Raw genomic sequence first — 16,491 nt, 5'->3', positions numbered from 1 at the left:
ACACTAAAACAATTTTTTTTTTTTTTTGTTGTTTTTTTTGTTGGCTTGGGGGGGGGTGGGGGGGTTGGGCTTTTGGGCTTAACACCCCCCCCCCCCCCCCCACGACCCCATCGAAAACCGGTCATGCGAGCATCAAACGGACATTCGGTCGCCGACAACAGTCCCCTGTGGACGCACAAGGTGCGGCAATGCGCCGTCGGTGCCCGTGCCTCGCGCCGAAGGCCTCCTTGCTCGCGGTTTCACCATGACACGGTTGACTTTCGGCTCACGTTTGCTTCACTCCTCAAATAGAACCGTCCTTACCACTCACGAGGCGACTCACGAGGTCAGGCGGCAGCGCCCCGCACCGCTAGTTTCTGCACGTCCATGTACAGGCACCCGGCCGTCGTCGGCTGCGGCGAACAGGCCTTGTCCGGATGGAACGACAGCTGGTTGGACGAGACGGTCAGCCGCACGAACCGCACGCCGGTCGCGCTTCCCGGAGCGAGCTGGAGCGCGGTGAGCTTGTTCAGGTCGGCGGGTTTGAAGTCGCCGGTGCCCGCCTTCACCCACGTCGTGCCGTCCACCGAGGTCTCGACGCTGACGTCCTTGGCCGCGGCGGGCGGGTCGTCGCCGCAGACATTGGACGGGTCGATCTCGATGGCGCTGACGTTGATCGGCTTGCCCAGCTTGATCGTGACGAACCGCGTCTCGATCTTGCCGTCGGGGCCGACGACCTTGTCGGTCGACCAGCCGCCACCGCCGAGCACCGACGAGGCCACGAGATCGCCGGGGCCGCAGCCGTACGGGGTGAAGTCCTCACCGTTGAACGCGGTGACGCCGGCCCCCGCGTCGCCGGAAGCCCAGTTGAACCGCAGCGCCCAGTCGACCTTGGTGGTTCCCGATCGCACTGAGACCGCGCGGGTCTCGCTGTCCGCGCCGCCTCCGGAGGCGTAGACCTTCGGATAGGTACCCGGAAGCACGCCGGGGATGGTATAGGCGCCGGCCGCGTCGGTGACCGCGGACAGCGACCCGGCGAATCCGGAGTCGTGCCCGCTGAACCGGACCGCGACGCCCGCGATCGGGGTTCCGCTGTCCCGGTTGGTGACCTTGCCGGTCACCGTCCCGGTCGGGGTGCCCGCGGGCGGCGGGGTGGAGAAGTCCTCGGCTGGCGCGGTGTCGGCGCCGGTGATCGAGGCGGCGAAGTAGCCCATGCCGCGGGCGGCGAAGGCCTTCCACAGTTTGGCGTGCGCGCGGCCGCCGTTGATCACCGTGTCGGCCTGCAGGATCGCGTTCCGCATGTCCAGGAAGGACGGTGACGCGGGCGAAAGCTCCATCGCGCGGGTGACCAGCGCCCGCGTCAGCTGCACACCGAGCGCCGCGCGGACGTCCCACAGCGTGCTCGCCCAGATCTCGCCGTCGGCGTGCACCTCCGGGAAGCCGATGATCCGGCCTAGGTCGCCGTAGGTGTAGCCACCGGGACCGGCCCCGGGCGTGCCGGGGCATTGCGGCGCGCCGGCGCCGACCGGGCAGTCCAGCGGCTGGGTGCGGGCGAGGGGGACGCCGTTGCTGACGTAGTCGCCGCCGAGGAGTTCACCGGGGGCCGAGGTGTCCTTGATCGCGTTGCGCCCGACGAGGTAGTCGAAGGCGTACCAGTCGCTCCAGGCCTCGCCCATCGCGCCGGATTGGAAGGAGTTCAGTGTGGAGTTGCCCTGCGGGTCGACGACGAGCCGGTTGGACAGGCCGTGGGTGTACTCGTGGTGGATGATCGTCGCGTCGTCGGCGGAGTTGGCCGCGAGGAACGGGTCGCTCGGATCCCGGGGGTCGTGGAACAGGAACATCCCCATCGTCGGCGCGTGGCCGTCCGGCGGGGTGCCCATGAACGCGTTGTCGTAGTAGCCCGGTGTTTGCGCGCCGAGCAGGGTGTGGACCTGGACGGCGTCGCCGTCGACCTTCTCGAAGTTGCCCGCCTCGCGGGTGAAGCCGATCGGGAAGGAGGCGAGGTGGTCGTGGAAACTCCCGACGTAGGCCAGCGCCTGCACGGCGTTCTGTTCCCGGTTCTTCGCCCACGAACCCGGTGTCTTCGGGTCCCAGGAGCACGGGCGCGCCGTCGAGCACGGCGGTCCGATAGCGGCGTTGAAGTCGGTGAACGGGTACCGGAAGGTGCCGTCGGTGTTCCGGCCGATCTCTTCCTGCGGCTGGAACTTCTGGTCGCCGTTGACGTCGGCGGCGACATGCGCGACGTTGCCGTCCAGGGTCTTGGCGTCGGCGGGCAGCCAGCCCTTTTGGCTCAGGTTGACCTGTTTCTGCGGGCCTGGCTGGGCTTCCCAGGCGAGACCCTTGGCGCCATCAGCGTCGTTGGCGTGGTTCACCAGGTTCTTGCGGTAGAGCAGTTTGCCGGTGCCGGCGTCGGTCACCTCCTGGAACATCTGGTCCACGGCGGGTTTGGCCAGTGTGTACCAGGCGGGACGGATCCCGTCGCCGGTCAGGAACGCGACCTGCTTCGACTCGGGGCCGGGGGCGGCGAGCGTGGCGGCGCCCAGCGACGCGGGAAGGTCGCGCACGGGCGAGCCGTCCAGCTGGATCAGCCTGCCGTCCTTGGTGACGTGCGCCTTCAATCCGTTGCCGAACACGGGAATCCCGCCGACCGACTGGGTGAAGGACAGATGGTGCGTGCCCTCGACGTCGACATAGTCCTTGCGCAGGTTCAGTTTCGCGGTGTCACCGGCGCTGAGGCCGACGAGACCTTCCTTGTCCCGCAGGTAGTTCAGCACGATGTCGCGGGGCGACCGGCCGCTCGGTCCGGTGAGGAAACCGTCGGTGCGGGCCAGGATCCGGGGCGTTCCGGTCAGCTCGTCGAAGTCGAGCAGGGCCTGGTTGCCCAGTTCCGCCCGCGCGGTCGCGACGGAGTTCGCCCGCGCGGCTAGGACGCGCGGACCGGTTCTCGCCGTGTCACGGACATCGATGTCCTTCCCGGATCTGTCCGGTGTGGTGTGCACGGCGCCCGGTGCCGGTGCCGCGCCGGCTTGGGGCGCTGTGACCAGCGCTAATACTGTGATTGCGGTCGCGGCGCACAACGAGGCACGCGAGCGCGACGAACGTGACGTCACTCCAGACCCCTCTCTTGGTGGTGACGCAGACGTTCCATTCGTACCGATACAGTCACAGTGGACGTCAGCGCCGATCAGGTACGGAAATCCCGGTGAGCGGTACCCTCGTCGCACTGGCGTCCACAGTGGATTCAAGAGGGATTCGTAGGGGAAGATGGACAGCGCCACGGAATTCGAGCGGCTGAGGCCCGCCATGTTCGGGCTCGCATACCGGCTGCTCGGTTCGGCGGCGGAGGCCGAAGACGCCGTTCAGGACGCCTATCCGAAGTGGGCGGGCGCCGAACACGGGTCGATCGGATCGCCGCGGGCGTGGCTGGCGAAGGTGGTCACCAATCTCTGCCTGAACCGGCTGAACTCGGCGAGGGCTCAGCGCGAGCGGTATGTCGGGCCGTGGCTGCCCGAACCGGTCCTGACCTCCGACGACGTGCTCGGCCCGCTGGAGACCGCGGAGCAGCGGGAGTCAGTGTCGCTGGCGATGCTGGTGCTGCTGGAGCAGCTCAGCCCGATCGAGCGGGCGGTGTTCGTGCTGAAGGAGGCCTTCGCGTACAGCCATCGCGAGATCGCCGGGATCCTCGACGTCTCCGAGGTCAATTCGCGTCAGCTGCACAGCCGCGCGCGACGGGCGCTGGACCGATCGGAGGAACGACGGGCCTCGAACCCGCGGCATCACGAGAAGCTGGTCGAGAGCTTCCTGTCCGCGGCACGGGACGGCGATCTGCCCGCTTTGGAGAGTTTGCTCACCGCCGATGTGACGGCGTGGTCGGACGGTGGCGGCAAGGTCACCGCGGCCCGGCGGCCGGTGCACGGCGCGGCCAAGGTCGCGCGGCTGTACGCCGGGATGTTCGCCGGTGCCGACCAGGTGTCGATCGAGATCCTCGAGGTCAACGGTGGTCCGGCGGTGGTCGCGACGGTCGGAGACGTCCTGTTCGGCATCCTCGGGTTCGAGGTGGTGGACGGCCGGATCCGTGGGCTGCGCGCGGTCGCGAATCCGGACAAGCTCGCGTACCTCGCGGGGCAGCTGTCACATTCCGGATGGCTCGCCGGTTCTTGAGGGTGGAAGCTCTCAGGAACGGAGGATCAAGGTGGCGAACCCGATTTTGGTGACCGGCGGTACCGGCGACCTCGGCCGCGAGGTGGTGCGGCGGCTGGCGGCCGAAGACCGGCGGGTCCGCGTCATGAGCAGGCGGCCGCGTCCCGCGGACGAGCGGCACGAGTGGGCGCGGTGCGATCTGAAGACCGGTGATGGTCTCGCCGAGGCGGTCGACGGTGTCTCGGCGATCGTCCATTGCGCGTCGACGCTGGGCCGCGGGGACGCGCAGCTGACGCGAAACCTGGTCGAGGCGGCAAAGCGGGCGGGCAGCCCGCACGTGGTGTACATCTCGATCGTCGGCATCGACGTGATCCGGTTCTTCTATTACGACGAGAAGCTGGCCTCGGAGAAGGTGATCGAGGAGTCCGGTCTGCCGTGGACGGTGCTGCGCGCGACGCAGTTCCACGAGCTCGTCGCACGGGTGTCGTCGGCGCAGCGGCGGCTGCCGGTGACGATCATGCCGTCGGGATTCCGGTTCCAGCCGGTCAGCACCGCCGACGTCGCGGACAGGCTGGTCGCGTTGGCGACCGGTGAGCCGTCGGGGCGGGTGCCGGACATGGGCGGCCCCGAGGTGCGGAGTGCGCGTGACCTGGCGGAGGCGTACCAGCGGTCGGTGGGCCGCCGCAAGCCGATCGTGTCGCTGTGGGTGCCGGGCAAGGCGGCCAGGGCGTTCCGGGCGGGCGGCAACCTGACGCCGGAGAACGCGACCGGTGTGGGCACTTTCGAGGAGTTCCTCTCCTCACGCGTTTAGTCCTCTGGATGCGGCACACCGAGCCGGGCTCACGCGCGCGAGTTACGGTGACCGGGTGACGATCACCGGGTTCTTCTCCTCCTTCGAAACGGGTGATCCGCAGCCGCTGGATCCGGCCTTGCGCGTCGGCACCGGACCTCGTTCGTCGCCGACCGCGAAGGCCGGCGTCGGGTTCACCGGCGCGCACGCCCTCCGCTACGAGAACACGCTGCGCGCGAGGGTGTTCGAAGTGGACATCGAGGTCACCGGCCACACAGAACTGTCCTATGTGGTCTTCCCCGAAGAGGGGGCCGGCTATCGCAGTACGTTCGTGGCGCTGGACGTCGAGTTCGCCGACGGGACGTCCGCCGGGTTCAGCGCCACGAAGCAGGGCCTGGACAAGACGCTGTACGTGGACCAGTGGAACCTGGTGCGCCACCGGCTGGGCGAGTTCACCGGACGGCGGATCACCCGGATCGTGCTGGTCAGCGAACCGCCGGACGGCGAGAGCGCGGGCTGGGTGGACGACGTCCGGATCACCGAGCGTGTGGTCGAGATCCGTGAGCCGGTCGAGTGCGTCCGCACCACCCGCGGCACGCATTCCAGCGACAAGTTCTCGCGGGGCAACAACTTCCCCGCGACCGCGATCCCGCACGGCTTCAACTTCTGGACCCCGGTCACCGACGCGGGCGCGACCAACTGGATCTACAGCTACCACCGGCACAACGACGCCGCGAACCGTCCGGCGCTGCAGGCGTTCGCGCTGTCGCACCAGCCGAGTCCGTGGATGGGCGACCGGCACACCTTCCAGGTGATGCCGGGGACCGGCCCGGTGGAGACCGACCGGTCCCGCCGCGCGCTCGCCTTCTCCCACGACGACGAGATCGACCGGCCGCATCACTACGGTGTCCGGTTCGCCAAGGGCATCACCACCGACATCGCCCCGGCGGATCACGCGGCGCTGTTCCGGTTCACCTTCCCGGGGGCTCGCGGCTGGCTGCTGTTCGACAACGCCCGTAACCGCGGTGGTCTGCGGCTCGACGCGGCGAACGGCGTGGTCACCGGCCACACCTGGGTGCGCAGCAGGTTGTCGGCCGGGGCGCGGCGGATGTTCGTGTACGCCGAGTTCGACGTCCCGGCCGAACGCGGCGGGAGGATCCGGCGTCCGGTATGGCGCACGGTGACCGGGTTCCTGGAGTTCGCCGCGGGCGAGGTGACGATGCGGATCGCGACGTCGCTGATCAGCCTCGCGCAGGCGAAACGGAACCTCGACCAGGAGATCCCCGCCGGCACGAGCTTCGACCAGGTCCGCGACCAGGCCCGTGCTCGGTGGGCCGAGGTGCTGGACCGGGTGGAGATCGAGGGCGCGTCCGAGGACCAGCGCACCACGTTCTACTCCAACCTCTACCGGCTGTTCCTGTATCCGAACTCCGCGCACGAGGACACGCCGAAGGGCGTCCGTCACGCGAGCCCGGTGATCCGCCGCCCCTGGCCCAGCACGCGGACCAGGACCGGCGCGAAGGTCGTGGACGGCGAGATGTACGTCAACAACGGCTTCTGGGACACCTACCGCACCACCTGGCCCGCGTACGCCCTGCTCACCCCCGGCCGGTGCGGGCGGATGATCGACGGATTCGTCCAGCAGTACCGGGAAGGCGGCTGGATCTCGCGCTGGTCCTCCCCCGGCTACGCCAACCTCATGACCGGCACCAGTTCCGACGTGGCGTTCGCCGACGCGTACCTCAAGGGCGTGCGCGGCTTCGACGTCGAGGCCGCCTACGAAGCGGCGCTGAAGAACGCGACCGTGACACCGAGCGGGCAGAGCGTCGGCCGGAAAGGCCTGCACGAGTCGATCTTCCTCGGGTTCACGCCGACGTCGGTCCACGAAGGACTCTCGTGGGCGCTGGAGGGTTGCGTCAACGACTTCGGCCTCGCGAATTTCGCCGAAGCGCTCGGCCATCACGACGACGCCGCGTACCTCCGGCAGCGCTCGCGGCAGTACGCGAACCATTTCGACCCGCTGATCGGGTTCTTCCAGGGCCGCAACCGGGACGGGAGCCGTCATTTCCGCGCCGAGGGTTACGACCCGGAGGCGTGGGGCGGCGATTTCACCGAGACGAACTCCTGGAACACCGCGTTCTCCGTTCCTCACCACGGCGCGGGGCTCGCCGCGCTGCACGGTGGCGCCGAGGCGCTGGAGTCCAAACTGGACACTTTCTTCGCGACCCCGGAAACCGGCCGCAAACCGGGTTCCTACGGCGGGCTGATCCACGAGATGACCGAGGCCCGCGACGTCCGGATGGGACAGTACGGGCATTCCAACCAGCCGTCCCACCACATCCCGTGGATCTATCATTTCGCGGGCGTGCCTTCGAAGGCGCAGCGGATCGTGCGGGAGGTCCTGCGGCGGCTCTACGTCGGGAGCGATCTCGGCCAGGGGTATCCGGGCGACGAGGACAACGGCGAGATGTCCGCTTGGTACGTCTTCGCCGCGCTCGGGTTCTACCCGCTGGCGATGGGCAGCCCCGAGTACGTGATCGGCTCGCCGCTGTTCACTAAGGCGACCGTCCATTTGGAGAACGGGAAAGACCTGGTCATCGAGGCACCCGGCAACACCGGCGACACCGTGTACGTCCAGGGGCTGACGATCGACGGGCGTCCGCACGACAGCGGCACGCTCGCGCATTCCGTGCTGGCCGAGGGCGCCGTGCTGAAGTTCACGATGGGTGAGGAGCCGTCGGAGTGGGGCCGCTCCCCCGCCGAGCCCGCCGCCCCGCGTCCGCTCACCGACATCACGGTGGCCGACGGTCCCCTGTTCGACGACACCACCAGGACCGAGGTCACCTTCCCCGGGCGCGAACCCGTCATCGAGTTCCCCGTCGAGGACAGGTCGCGCGAGGTGGTGATGTACACGTTGACCTCGGGAAGCCGCCGGGGTGATCCGCGGTCGTGGGTGCTGGAGGGCTCCGACGACGGCGAGCGGTGGACACTGCTGGACCAGCGGGAAGGTGAGAAGTTCCGCTGGCGTCGTCAGACGCGGCCGTTCGCCCTCGCCGGGCCGGCGAGGTACGCCCGATACCGTCTTCGCGTCACCTCGTCCACCGCCCGGCGGGTCACCCTCGCCCAAGGAGAGCTGCTCGCCCGATGATCTCCCGCATCACCCAGGCCACGACCGACCGTCTGGTCGCCTCCGATCCCGGCCTGGTCCGGCTCCGGCTCGGTTTCTCGGCCGTGCTCAGCATCGTGGTCGCGGTGCTGGCCATCCTGCCGTTCCATCAGCCGCTCACGGTCATCCTCGTCGCCGCGATCGCCGCGATGACCTCAGCCTTCACGGTCAACGACGAGACCCCGGGGAAGCAGGCGGTGACGCTGATACTGGGGCTGGTGCTCGGCGCGGCGTCGCTCACCGCGGCGAGCGTGGGTTCGGCGGTGCCGCCGCTGGACAGCGTCGTGTTCGTGCTGCTGATCTTCGTCGCGGTCTACGCCCAGCGATTCGGTTCACGCGGGATCGCGCTGGGCTCGCTGTCGTTCTTCCTGTTCTTCTTCGCCATGTTCCTGCAGACACATTTGAAGCAGGTCCCGGTACTGCTGCTGGCGCTGACCATCGGGATCGCGGCCAACGCGGTGGTCCGGTTCGTCCTGTTGCGCAGGCATACCGACGCGGAGTTCCTCCGGATCCGGAGGGCGTTCCGGGCGCGGCTCGCCGCGGTGGTGCGCGCGGCCGAGGACCACCTCGCGGTGGGCGGCAGCGAGCGCACCCGCAAGCGGCTCCGCACGACGAACGCCCGCATGCACGAGTCCGTGCTGCTCATCGAGGACACCGCGCCGGAGGTGACGGGCGCGGACTCGGTGAACCGGCTGCGCCGCCGGGCGATCGAGGTCGAGCTGGCGGTGCAGTGGCTGACGATCACGGTGCAGCGCACCTGCGCCGAAGACCTCGACGAGGACGTGCGTGACGACCTGATCGCGCGGATGCGGCGCTTCCGGTCGCTGATCGAGCGCGACCCGCGGGAGCTGCCGCTGATCAGCGAGACCGAAGAGTTCAGCAAGATGCTGGTGGAAGGCAGCCGGATCGACGAGCACGCCGCGCCCGGTGACGGCGTGCGTCGCGCGCTCGCCGAACTCGCGCTGGCCGACGTCCGGGCGCAGCGGGTCGCCGAGCACGACGTCTCCGATGCCGCTGACGATCCCGAAGACCCCGATGAGGAGAAGTCGTCGGCGTTCGCCTACGACAACCAGACACGCAGCGCCATCCAGGCCGTCGTGGGCGGCGGGCTCGCCGTGCTCGGCGGCGAGCTGGTGTCAAGCCAGCGGTGGTACTGGGCGGTGCTGACCGTGTTCGTGGTGTTCATCGGCTCGTCGACCGCCGGAGCGACGTTCGTCAAGGGGGTCCGGCGGATCGGCGGCACGCTGATCGGGATCGTGGGCGGGCTGGTGCTGACGCTGCTCGTGTCGGGCAGTGTGCCGGCGACGCTGGCGCTGATCCTGGTGTGCGTGTTCGGCATGGTCTACATGGCGCGGGTGTCGCAGGTGATCATGGCGTTCTTCATCACCAGCATGCTCGGGCTGCTGTACAGCCTGCTGGGCACGTTCAGCCTCGAAGTGCTGTGGATCCGGGTCGCGGAGACCGCCGTGGGCGCGGCGGCCGGGGTGCTGGCGGCGGTGGTGATCGTGCCGGTGCGCACGCGCGCGGTGATGCTCGACGACGTCTCGGCGTTGCTGGAGGAGCTGGACGAGTTCGTGGAGAAGGCCGCGGGTCTGTTGTCCGGCGCGGAGAACGTGAGTGTCATCGAGAAGTCGCGTGATCTGGACCGGGCGGTGGACAAGGTCCGCACCACCATCGAACCGCTGACCCATCCGGTGAACCTCAGCAGCCGTCGTGACTACGGCTGGCATGTGCTCACGACGGTGGAGACGATCGCCTTCCGCGCCCGGCATGTCGCGGCGCGGTCGCAGCCGGGCCTGTTGCTCAACGAGGCGGACCGGCTTCTGCTGTACACCGGGCGGATCCGTGAGAACACGGCCGTGCTGCGGAAGGCGATCGGTGATCCCGGCGGTTCGGGCCACGGGACGCTGATCCGGGACGACGGTACGCCGGTGGCGGACCGGATCGACGATCCGCGGGCGCGTTCGGTGCTCACCAGTCTCGGGCATCTCGACGAGACGGTGATCGCGCTGGGACGGGTGTTCGACGTGGAGGCCACTGATCCTGAGCCGTCCGGGAAGCCTTGACGTCTTCCGGCTACGGTTCTTCGGTCCGTGAAGGCCTCCTTGAGGGACTCTGGGTCCCTCAAGGAGGCCTTCACGGACTAGGGGTCAGCTCTTCGGTTTGGGACAGGTCTTCCAGGAGAAGTGGTACGTGGTCTTGATGGCGCCGTCGGTCGAGTCCATGGTGACGAAGCTGGTGGTCTTCTTCGGATCGGAAGCGCCGACCGCGGCCCGCAGTTCCGTGTTGATGTTGAAGTTCCGGTCCTCACCACAGGGTTTGTAGACGATGGCCCCGACCTCGATCTCGTCGGTGAACTGCCAGTTGTCCTCGAACGGGCCCTTCAGGTTGTGCGCCACGTACGACGTCGGCGAATTGCCCTGGAAGTAGTAGTTGGCCCGTTCCAGTCCGGTGGCTCCCGCGGCCAAGGAGGCGAATCCGCGGTAATCGGTGCCCGCGATGCCGTAGGTGAATCCCTGCGGTACGTGGACATAGAGGTTGAGCTGGCAGTTCTTGCGCAGATCGGTCGGTTTCGCGCCGACGCCGACCTGCGCGGTGTATTCGCTGTAGGTGACGGTGAACGCGGTGTTGTCCGGCGAAACGGAAACGGCCGCCGTACCCGGTCTGCATCCGGTTCCGTTGACCGTCACGACGTCGATGACTATCTTGTCGGACGGCAACGGGGGCGGCACCCAGGCGTTCGGGGTGACGACCGAGGAGAACAGCGTTACGGCGGCAACCAGCACGTTGAGCATGGGATTCCTTCCCAAACGGTTTCGGTCACCGGACACAGGGGTGACCGCCGAAAATGGGGTCGTCGAGAAGACTCGTCGCCGCCGGGCAGGGCGGCGACGAGCGGTGAAGTCCTCGTTCAGAGCGGCCAAGGCCCTGAGCGGGCATGGGTGGGACGGCCTTCTTCCGGACCGGGAAGCAGGCCGTCACCCGGGAGGAGATGTCAGGAGGCCGGACAGGTCTTCCACGAGAAGTGGTAAGTGGTCCTGAACGCGCCGTCGGTCGAATCCATCGTGATGAAACTGGTGGTCTTCTTCGGATCCGATGAACCCGCGCCGACCCTCAGTTCCGTGTTCACGTTGAGATTCCGGTCTTCGCCGCACGGCTTGTAGATGATGACGCCGCCTTCGGCCTCGTCACGGAATTGCCAGTTGTCCGACAACGGCCCGTTGACCGGATGGCTCACCTGCGCGGTCGGGGAATTTCCCTGGAAGTAGTAATTGGCCCGCTGCAGTGCCTTGGCGCCGGATTCGAGCGAGGCGAAACCGCGGTAATCGGCGCTGGCGATACCGTAGGTGAATCCCTGCGGCACGTGGATGTTGAGGTTCAGCTGACAGTTCTTCCTGAAGTCGGTGGGCTTCGAGCCGACGCCGACCTGCGCGGTGTATTCGCTGTAGGTGACCGTGAAGGCGCTGTTGTCCCTGGCGACGGCCACTGCGGAGGAACCAGGAGGACAGCCGGAACCGTTGACGGTGACGACGTCGATGACGACCCGGTCGGGCGGCGGTCCCGGCGGCGGAGACATACTGTTCGGCGTTATTATCGAGGAGAAAAGGGATACGGCGGCGACCATTGCATTGAGCATGAGGTCCTTCCCAAAACTTCCACACGGTGGGGGCGGGAACTGGGCGGACTCATGTTAGCGAAATGATCATCACGACGCCGCCCGCCGATCGGACGAAGTCATCCCGGCAATCGGTTCATGAAAGAACATTATGGTCTGTAACCGTTTTCCGGAGCGAATGGGAACACCATCCGCCCCGGAAAACACCATTCGATTCGCACGATATGAAAAAAGCTTTCGCGGCTTCGCCGTTGACGATTCCGCGAAGACAGGCAGGCTCAGGCGGCGACCAGGCTCGCGGCTTCGCCGAGCACGGCGACCGCGCCGGGTTCCCAGGGGCCCGCGGTGATCACCACGACGTGGTCCAGGCCCCAGGACGCGAACTCGCCGCACCGGCGGGCGAAGTCCGCCGAAGACTCGCCCGGCGCGAGCCGGGTCGCGATGGTCTTCTCGATCTCCTCGACGGGCCGTCCGACGTCGGCGCAGTGCCGGGCGAGGACGTCCAGCTGCCCGCGGACCGTCTTGCCGCCGTCGGGGACGTCGAAGAGGTTGCACGCGTCGGCGTACTCGGCGACCAGTCGCAGAGTCCGCTTCGGGCCGGTGCCGCCGATGAGCACCTTCGGCCGCCGTACCGGCAAGGGATTGTTCACCGGCCGCTCCAGCCGGTAGTGCCGGCCCACGAACTCCGAGGTGTCGCCGTCCCACATCCGGCGGGCGATCCGGAGCGTCTCCTCCAGGCGTTCGAAGCGTTCGGGGACCGGCGGGAGCGACAGCCCCATCGCGCGTGCTTCGTCCTCCTGGTAGCCCGCACCGATCCCCAGCCACGCGCGGCCCCGTGAAAGGACGTCGAGCGTGGTGACCGCTTTCACCAGCAACGCGGGTGCACGGAACGTCGCGGCGCTGACCATGGTGCCGAGTCCGATCCGGGACGTCACCGAGGCGAGGAAGCCGAGGGTCGTGTACGCCTCCAGCATCTCCGAGTCCGGCGTGCTGCCCGGCGCCGCCTGCAGGAGATGGTCCGCGACCCACAGGGTGTCGAGGCCGGCCACGTCGGCGGTCCGGGCGACCTCGAGGAGGTTGTCGACCAGGCCGGCTTGCCCGCCCGGCCAGGAGAAGTCGGTGATACTGACGCTGATTCGCATGGTCTTCCTCATCTTCCGGAGGATTCGGGTCGCGCGAAGGGCGGCGGTCCGCCGATCGGGCTCAGGTGGATGCCGGCGATGAGCCAGCGGTCGTCGTCGCGGACGAACACATGGGTGACACGGAACCGGCCGTCGACCCGGTTCCCCTGGTGCGTGCCCTCCTGAGCGTGCACGCCGACGGATATGGCGGCCGTGCCGTGGTCGCGGACATCGACCTCGGTCCAGTCCAGTTTCTCGGCGACCAGGTCGCCGCCGCGGTAGCGCTGGAGCCACTGCGGTTTCCCGAGCACGAACCCCAGGGGCCCGACCAGGGTGAAGTCGGCGGTGGTCATCGCGTCGAGTGCTTCCGTGTCGCCGCGGACCTCGGCGTCGGCCCAGCGGGCCCCGAGGTCGCGGACCTCGCTCTCCGTACTGCGCATGGCGTCTCCTCCGTTTCGTTCGACAGCATAAACGTTAGATGTCGAACGTTTAGATGTCAAACCCTTAGATTGATGCGCTATGCTTCGGTGCGTGCAGAAACCCACCACGGCACCCATCGGCGTCGTCCTCGCCAAGACCGCCAAGACCGTCGGGCGCGCCTTCGATCAGGCACTGGCCGCCGACGGCGGCTCACAGCCGGTCTGGCAGATCCTGATCACGCTGAAGACCCGGCGCGTGGCCAACCAGCGAGAACTCGCGGCCGCGGTCGGCATCCAGGGCGCCACGCTCACCCATCACCTGAACGCCATGGAGAGCGCGGGCTTGATCACCCGGCGGCGCGATCCCGACAACCGGCGGGTCCATGTCGTCGAACTCACCGACGAGGGTGAAACCGTCTTCCACCGGCTGGCGAAGGCGGCGATCGCACACGACAAACGGATCCGAGCCGGGTTCAGCGACGAAGAGATCACCACGCTGGCCGACCTGCTCTCACGACTCGCCGCGAACGTGGCCACCGACGGCATCGATCAAGAAAACAGTGACTGGACGCACCCGAACGGCGACTCGGGACAGGACTAGCATCGCGGTACAAAGTCGATGTCGCCTCAAGCTGGAGAACCGCAATGACCCAAGCCCCTGTCAACGTCACCGTCACCGGTGCGGCCGGCCAGATCGGCTACGCGCTGCTCTTCCGCATCGCGTCCGGTCAGCTGCTCGGCCCGGACACCCCGGTGAAGCTGCGGCTCCTGGAGATCCCGCAGGCGGTCAAGGCGGCTGAGGGCACCGCGATGGAACTCGAAGACGGCGCGTTCCCGCTGCTGTCGGGCATCGACATCTTCGACGACCCGAAGCAGGCCTTCGAGGGCGCGAACGTCGCCCTGCTCGTCGGCGCCCGCCCCCGCGCGAAGGGCATGGAGCGCGGCGACCTGCTCGAGGCCAACGGTGGCATCTTCAAGCCGCAGGGTGAGGCGATCAACGCCGGCGCGGCGAGCGACATCAAGGTCCTCGTGGTCGGCAACCCGGCCAACACCAACGCCCTCATCGCCCAGGCGCACGCGCCCGACGTCCCGGCCGACCGCTTCACCGCGATGACCCGCCTCGACCACAACCGCGCCCTCGCGCAGCTGTCGAAGAAGCTGGGCGTACCGGTGACCGAGCTGAAGAAGGTCGCGATCTGGGGCAACCACTCCGCGACCCAGTACCCGTCGATCGCGCACGCCGAGGTGTCCGGCAAGCCCGCGACCGAGGTCATCACCGACCAGCAGTGGCTGGCCGACGACTTCATCCCGACCGTCGCCAAGCGCGGCGCGGCGATCATCGAAGCCCGCGGCCTCTCCTCCGCGGCGTCGGCCGCCTCCGCCGCGATCGACCACGTCTACACCTGGGTCAACGGCACCCCCGAGGGTGACTGGACCTCGGCGGCGGTCGTGTCCGACGGCTCCTACGGTGTCCCCGAGGGCCTGATCTCCTCGTTCCCGGTCACCGCCGCGAACGGCGAGTACAAGATCGTCCAGGGCCTGGAGATCGACGACTTCTCGCGCGCCCGCATCGACGCCTCGGTCAACGAGCTTGCCGAAGAGCGCGACGCGGTGAAGAAGCTCGGCCTCATCTGAGCCTGCTCGAGTCCGTGAAGGACTCCTTGAGGGACCCAGAGTTCCTCAAGGAGTCCTTCACGGCGCAGCAGACCGGAACTGCCGCGCCGTGATCCCGTACTGACTCATCTTCCGGTACAACGTCGCCCGGCCCATCCCGAGCTTCTCCGCCGCACCGACCACAGTGGACCCCGGCTCGGCGAGGCACCGCACGATCTCGTCCCGCTCCATCGCCTGCAACCGGCTCAACCGATGCCCCACCCCGGAGAACACCTCCGCCGGCAGATGCCTGCTGTCGATCACGTCCGACCGTGACGCCGCCTCACGCACCACCCGCCGCAGCTGCTTGGCGTTCTCCGGCCAGTCGCACGCGGTCAGCGCGCGCACCGCGGCCGGAGTGAACACCACCTCACGACCCCGGTCCCGGCGCGCGAAATGATGGGCCAGCGGAAGGACGTCGTCCGTCCGGAACCGCAACGCCGGAACCTCCACCACGACCTCCACCAACGGGGCCAGCGCCTCCGGGATCGCACCGGCGTCCTCCGCGGTCAGCACGAACGGCGGCGGCTCCCCCTCCCGACGGGCCTCGGCGAACAACCCCGCCAGCTCGGCGGCCGCCCACGCCGGAAGCGTGTCCACCCCCGAGACGATCACGCACGTCTCGTCCTTGACCAGCTCCGGAGTCCACAGCGTCAGCCACGTGTCGACGTCGTCCGGCGCGGGCGGACGCGCGTTGAGCACCCGGTCCCGCGGCCACGTCGCCCGCCGCGCGGCCGACGCGAGCGCCGTCTTCCCCGCCCCGGCCTCACCGACCACGGCGACCACCCGCCCCCGGCTCAACGCCGCCCCCACCTCACCGAGCGCGTCCGACCAGCCCGACGACAGACTCGGCACATCAGCCGGATCGAACCGGTCCGACTGAACCCGGAACACCTCGCCGCGCGGCGCCGGCCGCGGCGTCCGCCCCGACGCCCGCGCCAGCATCAACGCCGCCGTGTTCCCGGCAGCGGCCTGCGCCAACGCCAGCAGCAACTCCGACGACTGATCCGACCACGTCGTCAGATTCACACTCCCGGCCAGCGCGCCCGTCAGCGGATCCAGCACCGGCACCGCCGCACACGTATAGCCCCGCAACCCCGTGCAGTAGTGCTCCGCCGCCCGCACCAACGTCGGCGCCCGGTCCGCCAGCGCCAAACCCAGCCCATTGGTCCCGGCGTTGCTCTCCGCGAAGTAGAACCCCGGCGCCAGATGCACCCGATCCAACGACCGGACGATCGACGCGTCCGTGCACAACCGGCTCAGCACCAAGCCCTCGCTGTCGGTGATCATCAAGCTGACCGGCTCATTCGCCAGCGTCGCCTGCAAACCCCGCAGCACCTCGTTGCCGCACTCGTACAACAGCGAACCGGTGTCCAACGACCCGGTGAACACCGGCCGGACCTCGTCCTCGGGCGCGCCGTACCGGGCGCTGCGCTGCCAGGACGCCCGCAACCGCGGCGCGATCACCGCATTCGCGCTCTCCACATCGACCTCCCGGGACGCGACAGTGCGTTCGGACCTCCGCTCAGCGTACGTGCGCGACCCACCGCCCACAGGACGGTCGGTGTCTCAAACTGAGACACCGACCGTCTCCCTGACCTGCGCCG

At 68.4% G+C, this 16,491-nt stretch carries 12 protein-coding genes; 6 read left to right on the top strand and 6 right to left on the bottom strand.

From position 1 onward, the window contains the following. Positions 1 to 326 precede the first annotated feature (326 nt). Positions 327 to 2,978 carry a M36 family metallopeptidase gene (locus ACIRGA_RS32400; RefSeq protein ID WP_400948291.1) on the bottom strand — a complete coding sequence of 884 codons (2,652 nt, stop codon included), beginning with the start codon at positions 2,976 to 2,978 and terminating at the stop codon, positions 327 to 329. Positions 2,979 to 3,243: 265 nt separating this feature from the next. On the opposite strand from ACIRGA_RS32400, the gene ACIRGA_RS32395 reads away from it, so the two are divergent. From ACIRGA_RS32395 to ACIRGA_RS32380, 4 genes are read left to right on the top strand one after another with little or no spacing between them, the layout of a single operon-like run. Then, on the top strand, positions 3,244 to 4,140 hold the full coding sequence (locus ACIRGA_RS32395) for an RNA polymerase sigma-70 factor (RefSeq protein WP_400948288.1): 897 nt from the start codon (positions 3,244 to 3,246) through the stop codon (positions 4,138 to 4,140). A 31-nt stretch (positions 4,141 to 4,171) separates the two neighbouring features. After that, positions 4,172 to 4,930 (top strand): SDR family oxidoreductase, encoded by a 759-nt coding sequence (locus ACIRGA_RS32390; RefSeq protein ID WP_400948286.1) that lies wholly within the window; start codon positions 4,172 to 4,174, stop codon positions 4,928 to 4,930. Positions 4,931 to 4,985: 55 nt separating this feature from the next. Beyond that, positions 4,986 to 8,057 (top strand): GH92 family glycosyl hydrolase, encoded by a 3,072-nt coding sequence (locus tag ACIRGA_RS32385; RefSeq protein ID WP_400948284.1) that lies wholly within the window; start codon positions 4,986 to 4,988, stop codon positions 8,055 to 8,057. Continuing rightward, complete coding sequence (locus ACIRGA_RS32380; RefSeq protein ID WP_400948281.1) at positions 8,054 to 10,141, top strand: FUSC family protein; 2,088 nt, start codon at positions 8,054 to 8,056, stop codon at positions 10,139 to 10,141. The genes ACIRGA_RS32385 and ACIRGA_RS32380 overlap by 4 nt, the downstream gene beginning before the upstream one ends. 84 nt (positions 10,142 to 10,225) lie before the next feature. On the opposite strand, the gene ACIRGA_RS32375 is transcribed toward ACIRGA_RS32380, so the two are convergent. The 4 genes from ACIRGA_RS32375 to ACIRGA_RS32360 all read right to left on the bottom strand — a co-directional run bounded on the left by ACIRGA_RS32375 (position 10,226) and on the right by ACIRGA_RS32360 (position 13,252). Further along, entirely contained in the window at positions 10,226 to 10,870 is a 645-nt protein-coding gene (locus tag ACIRGA_RS32375) for a DUF4360 domain-containing protein (protein WP_400948279.1), read from the bottom strand. A 200-nt stretch (positions 10,871 to 11,070) separates the two neighbouring features. Beyond that, a complete protein-coding gene (locus tag ACIRGA_RS32370; protein WP_400948276.1) occupies positions 11,071 to 11,712 on the bottom strand; it encodes a DUF4360 domain-containing protein in 642 nt (213 codons plus the stop codon). Between the two features lie 257 nt (positions 11,713 to 11,969). After that, on the bottom strand, positions 11,970 to 12,833 hold the full coding sequence (locus tag ACIRGA_RS32365; RefSeq protein ID WP_400948273.1) for an LLM class F420-dependent oxidoreductase: 864 nt from the start codon (positions 12,831 to 12,833) through the stop codon (positions 11,970 to 11,972). 8 nt (positions 12,834 to 12,841) lie between these two features. Beyond that, the gene (locus tag ACIRGA_RS32360) at positions 12,842 to 13,252 is read right to left on the bottom strand and encodes a nuclear transport factor 2 family protein (RefSeq protein WP_400948270.1); all 411 of its coding nucleotides are present in this window, start codon (positions 13,250 to 13,252) and stop codon (positions 12,842 to 12,844) included. Between the two features lie 91 nt (positions 13,253 to 13,343). On the opposite strand from ACIRGA_RS32360, the gene ACIRGA_RS32355 reads away from it, so the two are divergent. Together ACIRGA_RS32355 and ACIRGA_RS32350 are read left to right on the top strand one after the other, a co-directional pair. After that, a complete protein-coding gene (locus tag ACIRGA_RS32355) occupies positions 13,344 to 13,832 on the top strand; it encodes a MarR family winged helix-turn-helix transcriptional regulator (RefSeq protein WP_400948266.1) in 489 nt (162 codons plus the stop codon). Positions 13,833 to 13,876: 44 nt separating this feature from the next. Beyond that, on the top strand, positions 13,877 to 14,866 hold the full coding sequence (locus ACIRGA_RS32350; RefSeq protein WP_125787678.1) for a malate dehydrogenase: 990 nt from the start codon (positions 13,877 to 13,879) through the stop codon (positions 14,864 to 14,866). Between the two features lie 57 nt (positions 14,867 to 14,923). Here ACIRGA_RS32350 and ACIRGA_RS32345 read toward each other — a convergent pair whose 3' ends face one another. Continuing rightward, entirely contained in the window at positions 14,924 to 16,369 is a 1,446-nt protein-coding gene (locus ACIRGA_RS32345) for a helix-turn-helix domain-containing protein (protein WP_400948262.1), read from the bottom strand. Positions 16,370 to 16,491 lie beyond the last annotated feature (122 nt).

The sequence above is a fragment of the Amycolatopsis sp. NPDC102389 genome (genome assembly GCF_044765885.1).
In the GTDB taxonomy this organism is placed as follows: Bacteria; Actinomycetota; Actinomycetes; order Mycobacteriales; family Pseudonocardiaceae; genus Amycolatopsis.
Note: the sequence above shows the minus strand (reverse complement) of the source record. Positions and strands in the feature narration are given on the sequence as shown.

Coding starts and splice junctions, on each gene's coding strand:
- ACIRGA_RS32350 (WP_125787678.1), top strand. CDS start 13,877: ATGACCCAAGCCCCTGTCAACGTCACCGTCACCGGTGCGGCCGGCCAG.
- ACIRGA_RS32375 (WP_400948279.1), bottom strand. CDS start 10,870: ATGCTCAACGTGCTGGTTGCCGCCGTAACGCTGTTCTCCTCGGTCGTC.
- ACIRGA_RS32395 (WP_400948288.1), top strand. CDS start 3,244: ATGGACAGCGCCACGGAATTCGAGCGGCTGAGGCCCGCCATGTTCGGG.
- ACIRGA_RS32370 (WP_400948276.1), bottom strand. CDS start 11,712: ATGCTCAATGCAATGGTCGCCGCCGTATCCCTTTTCTCCTCGATAATA.
- ACIRGA_RS32360 (WP_400948270.1), bottom strand. CDS start 13,252: ATGCGCAGTACGGAGAGCGAGGTCCGCGACCTCGGGGCCCGCTGGGCC.
- ACIRGA_RS32365 (WP_400948273.1), bottom strand. CDS start 12,833: ATGCGAATCAGCGTCAGTATCACCGACTTCTCCTGGCCGGGCGGGCAA.
- ACIRGA_RS32380 (WP_400948281.1), top strand. CDS start 8,054: ATGATCTCCCGCATCACCCAGGCCACGACCGACCGTCTGGTCGCCTCC.